4 protein-coding genes are annotated in these 2,930 nt (G+C 39.6%); all 4 read right to left on the reverse strand.

Annotated features, from left to right (window positions below):
* Positions 1-48 precede the first annotated feature (48 nt).
* Entirely contained in the window at positions 49-1,050 is a 1,002-nt protein-coding gene (locus F0364_RS01860) for a hypothetical protein (RefSeq protein WP_153796052.1), read from the reverse strand.
* 117 nt (positions 1,051-1,167) lie between these two features.
* Positions 1,168-1,596, reverse strand: a complete 429-nt coding sequence (locus tag F0364_RS01865) for a hypothetical protein (protein WP_153796053.1) — start codon at positions 1,594-1,596, stop codon at positions 1,168-1,170.
* Positions 1,597-1,874: 278 nt separating this feature from the next.
* Positions 1,875-2,477, reverse strand: a complete 603-nt coding sequence (locus F0364_RS01870; RefSeq protein ID WP_153796054.1) for a hypothetical protein — start codon at positions 2,475-2,477, stop codon at positions 1,875-1,877.
* 95 nt (positions 2,478-2,572) lie between these two features.
* Positions 2,573-2,930 (reverse strand): IS66 family transposase (locus tag F0364_RS01875; RefSeq protein WP_207632469.1); only part of this gene is annotated, 358 nt, incomplete at its 5' end.

Raw genomic sequence — 2,930 nt, forward strand, 5'->3', positions numbered from 1 at the left:
TCGTCGCCCCCTGCTGACGCAAAACTGCCTGTTGTGTGCTGCTATTCGTCACTTGAGATAAAAGAATTCCTGAAAAACCCATTTGTCGCAGTTAATTGGAATGAGGTCAGTCTTGTACTTTTGCCTTGTTACCCAATCTGCAACTTGCTTTTTCCATAGTGGGTCATCTTTGTCACTCTTATTTATACTTGCAGATAGTAAGAAAATATCACAATGGCCTTTCCTGTCAATAGCTCCATAAACCATAATATAGAATTTGCAGCTATCGTAGTCTTTTACTTCGGTCTTGTTTAAACCTTTGATTAACTCAGTCCTAAACTTCCTTCCCGTAATCAAATCTGGAAACTGATAACCTTCTGGATATTTTATTTTATCGTACACCACCGATTTCAGTTGAGGAAGCTTTTTCAAGTCGAACCGCTTCGTCACAAATGATTTGTCTTTTCTTCCAATGATTTCAGTCTTGTTGGCGTCAATAAGTATTGCCTTATCATCTAAGGTCAACACAAATAGTGTGTCATTGTAAATAAACATATCATCATACCATAGAGTATGTGATGAAGTAAATTGAAGTTTTGACCTGTCGCTTATTAAGTCCTTTACAAAGTACTTCTTTGATTTTTTCCCATTCACATAAAATTCAATGAGCTCTTGGTCGTCAAAGTTATCATGTCCCCACATCCAATATCTTGTCGTGATAAGCGATTTACCGTTATTACTCAGAAAAGCTTGACGAGGCAGATAGTTGTCAATTTGATACAACCTCTTTTTTGTCTTAGCATCGTAAACAATCGTCTTCCCAAAATTTGTCTGGTCGTAGTTGTAGAATGGAATTGACTTATAGTAAAAGCTCTTGTTTTGTGAATAAAGGTCGTATTGGTAAGCTGGTCCTGGCAAGTCAGCTTTTGCAGTAAGGGTCGCTAAGACTAATATTATTGTAGTTAGGGTCTGTCTCATATAGTAGCACACAACGTTAAAGCATTGGCGATGTGGCGGTATTCTTTGTTCTGTCTGCCCGGTGCCGCTGCTGATTAACGATACAAAGCTCATTGTTTATTCAGCTGCTCGGTGTTATTCGTCTGCCGAAACCGAAGCTGAGTAGCGAACAAAAAGCTGAGAATATATTCGTCGCCCCGCCATATTGCCAATGCAATGTAAGCAGCCGTTTTATGTCAAAACCCAACTTTGTTTGTTAGGGAATAGTTCTTCCGTGTCAAACAAAATTTGTCCGCCATTCTTTGTTGAATAAATTGTCACTTTATTATTGTCAACGTCAAGGATTACACCTGCATATTGTCCTGACTTAATTACGAAAGTGTCACCCTGTATTTTGTCGTCTTGGAATTGCCCAACTTTTAAAGACTTAATTTTTTGTCCTACAAGTTTATTCAATGGGTCGTCATTTTTCAAATTACTCAAGCAACTCTCGCCGTATTCTGTCCCGTAATAATCCTCAAGGTCAGCAAGTGTCATATAGTTTAGCTCTGTTGTCTCGCTGTGAAAACCAAAACCGATAAAAAGTCCAGAATTATTGTCCAGCATAACAAAAATTGCAAGAGGAAAAGATAACGGTGGAAAATCTTCACCTGTGTCCAACCGCAAAACTTTGCTTATTTGTCTGCCTCTGAGTTGTTCAAATGTGTTCACGGTGTCTGTCCTAAAAATGGCTGCTTACGTTGAAGCATTGGCGATGTGGCGGTATTCTGTGTTCCGTCAGCCTGGAGCCGCTGCTGATTAAAGGTACAAAAGATCATTGTTTATTCTGCTGCTCGGTGTTATCCGTCTGCCGAAACCGAAGCCGATTAGCGAACAAAAAGCTGAGAATATATTCCTCGCCCCGCCATATTGCCAATGCAATGTTAGCAGCAGCTTTGTTAGGTACTTTTACTAAAGATAAAGTCTTGTCCAACAATATAAGAGCCTCCAAACAAAAATATCTTAAGTGTCTCGCCTTGCATTGTATTTTTTCCATCGAAATAAGAAGGCGAATAACCGCCGACCATTGAAGTCTTAATGCCGTTTCTGTTCAGGCATTCAGCATACTTTGTCAATAACTTCTTTGAGCCTTTTCCTAACGAACCGTTTGATGTTCGCAACAATACATAGAGTTGTTCACTTGGGTTTTGATATTTGCCAAATAATTCAAAGTCAATTTGGTTTAGTTCCGAAACAATTTTATATATGTCGGTACTTGAGCCATTAAAATATAACTCACTTTGAAAGTCAGAATATTGCCATAATAATGGATGGTCATCCGTTATAAGAATTGTCGTGTCAGTGATATAAAAAGTAAACGAAAGTTCGCTGGCTCTGTGTCCAATAATTTCAAGTGTCCAAGTTTGAGGCGGAGCGTCTGTTTCATGGACCGTTAAACCTATGAGAGGAGTCTCACCAGAATAGTCTGCTTTGTTTATTGATAGGTTTATGTCCTCCGCATCATAGTTGTCTAACAAGTATTGGATTTCTGCTGGTAACAATTTTTTTGAATTTAAACGAGATGTCTGTTAAAGTTGCTGCTAACGTATCCCAGCCAGCAAGTACATATTGGTAAAGAAAAACGCCGGATCTAATTTTACTGCTGCCAGTTGTGTGGCAGCAGTTCCTTTATTTTATTGATGGGATGGTCTGGCAAACGGGTGAGGATGTCTTTGAGCCACTCCCACGGGTTGATTTTATGAAGTTTGCAGGTGCCGAGTAACGAATAGATCATTGCACTTTCCTGTGCGGCATCGTGGCTGCCTGCAAAGAGATAATTTTTACGACCGATGGCTATGGGCCTAATACTATTTTCTACAGGGTTGTTGTCGATGCAAAGCATACCATTAGTAGTATAGATGCAAAGCTTCTTCCATCGCTCTATGCTGTAGGCAAGCGCTTTGCCTATGCTGCTTTTGGGCGTTACCTGCACATAAGATTCTTTCATCCATTTG

It is taken from the genome of Foetidibacter luteolus (assembly GCF_009650435.1).
Lineage (GTDB): Bacteria > Bacteroidota > Bacteroidia > Chitinophagales > Chitinophagaceae > Foetidibacter > Foetidibacter luteolus.